Raw genomic sequence first — 3,430 nt, 5'->3', positions numbered from 1 at the left:
GCACCCGAGCGGTCCGCGTGCCACGGCCTGCGTTGCGGGACGGCACCACCGCTCTGCGCATGATCGGGCTCGGCGCCGTCACGGTGACGGCGGGGATCTCGGTCGACGATTTGTCTTGCACAGGCGTTTGGGCGAAAGCGGGCGTGGCGGCAGCGCCGAGCAGGAGCAGGCTTGCTCCGCCAAGACGCTGCGCGCGTCGCAATTGAAATGACATGATCCTGATTCCAGCCAGGCCGTCCGCATGTTGTTTGTCGATGGGAGGCGGCCTGCCGTCGCGGCGCGACGGAATTCGACTTCAACTTCTCCCAGGCATTCGCCGATGCGCGGCGAGGCTGGGCGTGATCAAACGTTGGAGGTCAGGACGCGGGAGGGGCGCGGGGCTGGAATGCCGTGCCGGCCGATTTCAGATGGATGAATTCGGCATCTGTGGTGCGGTGGAGCAGCTCGATGGCCTGCGGCAACAGCAGCACCGGCGGCGTTGCCGATACGACGGCGGCCGCCATCGCGACGACGGCGCAGATGGCGCAATTGTCCTCGCCCGGATGCTCACGATCAGGGCCTGAGGGCGATTGCTTCTGGACCGCTGCGAGGTCGATCGCAGCAACGCCCTTGGCGCTGTCCTTGGTGCCGTCGGTCTGCTGCAGCGAGGATTGAGCAAGGGGAGCGGCCTGGGCGAACCAATGGCTGTGGCCGAATGTCAAAGCGAACTGCACCAGCATCGCGAACAACGCGAGCCGGGCGCCGTGCCTGATATTCGACCGGAACCACTTCATCTGAAAACGCCACCCCGCATCGCGAGACGCCGATCCCTGCGGCGTCGCGATGTTATAATATAACATCGCCCGATCGGTCGTCGGATGTCAACGGCCGGTCGGGGCTGCCGTTCAGGCGGCTGGCTCGATGTGTCCTCCGGGCAACTAAAGCCGGATGGGGCTAGGTTGAATCGTGCAGCCGCGGGGTGGTCCACCTCTCCCGCGTGTGGGAGAGGTCGGCGCGAAGCGCCTCGTTGCAATCAAGACTGATGCGCCTCACCGCCCCTCGCGCACCCAGGTCGCGGCGAAGGCGCCGAGCAGCAGCAGCAGGCCGATCACGCCGGCGAAGATCGGCAGCACGCCGACGCCTTTCACCACGCTGGCATCGCGCATCCGCACGCCCATCCAGCCGTCGCCATGGAACATGCCCACCGAGCGCACCGGCAGGATGCGCGGCAGCTCGACGTTTGAGCCGCTGACCACGCGGACGGCGTCGCCGCCGGTCGCCTGGGTCAGCGGCTTCAACGTGTCCGTGGTGGAGGTGACTTCCGAAAACTCCTTCGGATTGGTCGGGCCGACATTGATCAGCGCCTTCAGCGTGCCGTCGGTCGCCTGCCACAGGCCGAGCTCGCTCGCGGGAAGGCTGGCGCGCCATTCGCCGGGATCGGCAGCCGCGAGCGTCAAATCGTGCGACACGCCCGACGGCGAGGTCACGCTCACCGGCTGAACGCTGTCGGCCATGGTCTGACGCACCACGACGAGGTCCTTGCCCTGCACCTGCAGACGCAGCGCCTCCTCGTCGAGATCGGGTTGCTTCATCAGCCAGTGTGACATCCGCCTCAGCAGGTCGAGATGCGGGCCGCCGCCCTCATAGCCGCGCGCCCACAGCCAGATGTGATCGGACAGCAAGAGCGCAACCCGGCCCTCGCCGAAGCGCGACAGGAACAGAAGCGGCTTGCCGTCGGCCCCCGTCATCACCGGCGGGTTGACGGAATTGCGGGTGTCGACCGTCCTGAAGAAGCGGCTCCAGCGCGGCGGCTCGCTGGCGGAGCCCTCCAGGGCGCGCGTGACGGGGTGGCGTTTGCCGACGTCGGACAGATGCGCATAGAACGGCTTTTCCGTCACGCCGACGGGTTCGGCCGGCAGCACGGTATCCAGCGGCGTGCGCCAGATGCTGGTGTTGGAGGCGTAGTCGGGTCCGGCCGAGACCAGCACTGCGCCGCCCGAGCGGACATAGCGCGCGATGTTGTCGAAATAGGCGATCGGCAGCACGCCCTGGCGGGCGTAGCGGTCGAAGATGATCAGCTGGAATTCGTTGATCTTCTGCTGGAACAATTCGCGGGTCGGAAACGCGATCAGCGATAATTCGTTGATCGGCGTGCCGTCCTGTTTCTCCGGCGGACGCAGAATGGTGAAGTGCACGAGGTCGACGCTGGCGTCGGACTTGAGAAGATTGCGCCAGGTGCGCTCGCCGGAATGCGGCTCGCCCGAGACCAGCAGCACGCGCAGCTTGTCGCGCACGCCGTCGATGGCGACGACGGCGCGGTTGTTCACCGGCGTCAGCTCCTTCTCGAGCGGCGAGGCTTCGATCTCGACGATGTTCGGCCCGGCATGCTTGATGTCGACGTCCACGCTCGCGGCCTGACCGCTCGATAGCGTGCGCTCGTTGATGACCTCGCCGTCCCTGCGGACCGTGACCTTGGCGCGCTCGCCGGTGACGCCCTGGTCGTCGAGGCGGTAGCTGATGGTCTGGGTCTGCCCGACGATGCCGAAGCGGGGCGCCGCCGTGATCGCGATGCGGCGATCGCGCTCGTCCTTCTGCCCGGTGATCAGCGCGTGCACCGGCGCTTGGAAGCCAAGCGCGGCGGCGTTCGCAGGAATGTCATGGACGCGGCCGTCGGTGATCAGGAACGCGCCGGCGACGCGGTCGACCGGCACGTCCGACAAGGTCGAGCCGAGGGCGCCGAACAGTTTGGTGCCGTCGGTCTCGCCGTCGGCCTGTCCGGCGTCGACGACGCGGACTTCGAGGCCCTTGATCTTCTTCAGGCTGTCGACCAGCGCCTCCTGCGCCTGCGCGGCCTCACGATTGCGATTGCCGAAATTCTGGCTCGGGCTCTTGTCGACGACGACGGCGGCAACCGAGGTGAGGGGGTCGCGGTCCTCGCGGGTGAAGGAAGGATTGGAGAGCGCCAGCAGGAACAGCGCCAGCGCGGCCACGCGCACGGCGGCGCCGCGTGCGCGCGCGAGCAGCAGCACAAGCGCGACGACGACGATCGCGGCGAGCGCGAGCCAGAGGACGATCGCAGGGACAAGCGGCGTGAACGCGATGCCGTAATTCATGAGGCAGGCCTATCAACGTCATTCCGGGGCGATGCGGAGCATCGAACTCCGGTGCGCAATTGCGTACCTGAGAATCTCGAGATTCCGGGTCTGGTCCTACGGACCATCCCGGAATGACGGGGCGTTTGGTTCAAGCTCGTCAGGTGCATCATTGCCCCAGCCGTTCGATCAGCGCCGGTGCGTGCACCTGGTCGGCCTTGTAGTTGCCGGTCAGGGTGTACATCACGATGTTGGCGCCAGCGCGGTAGGCGAACTCGCGCTGGCGGGTGTCGCCGCCGGTCACCGGCAGCATGGCCTGGCCGTCGGGCCGCACCGCCCAGGCGCCGTCAAGATCATTC

The 3,430-nt window shown here is 67.1% G+C and carries 4 protein-coding genes; all 4 read right to left on the bottom strand.

What is annotated here, in order from left to right; translation table 11 throughout:
• Positions 1 to 214, bottom strand: a 214-nt coding sequence (locus MOV74_RS34190) for a hypothetical protein (RefSeq protein ID WP_246931383.1), incomplete at its 3' end; no start/stop codon positions are given.
• 142 nt (positions 215 to 356) lie between these two features.
• Positions 357 to 773, bottom strand: coding sequence for a DUF2946 family protein (locus tag MOV74_RS34185; RefSeq protein WP_246931382.1), 417 nt, complete (start codon positions 771 to 773; stop codon positions 357 to 359).
• A gap of 255 nt (positions 774 to 1,028) precedes the next feature.
• Entirely contained in the window at positions 1,029 to 3,092 is a 2,064-nt protein-coding gene (locus tag MOV74_RS34180; protein ID WP_246931381.1) for a hypothetical protein, read from the bottom strand.
• A gap of 148 nt (positions 3,093 to 3,240) precedes the next feature.
• Positions 3,241 to 3,430: DUF4159 domain-containing protein (locus tag MOV74_RS34175; protein WP_246931380.1), on the bottom strand; the 190-nt coding region annotated here is incomplete at its 5' end.

Source organism: Bradyrhizobium sp. SHOUNA76, from assembly GCF_023006445.1.
In the GTDB taxonomy this organism is placed as follows: domain Bacteria; phylum Pseudomonadota; class Alphaproteobacteria; order Rhizobiales; family Xanthobacteraceae; genus Bradyrhizobium.
The sequence above is the reverse complement of the archived record's forward strand: the minus strand, read 5'-3'. Positions and strand labels throughout refer to the sequence as shown.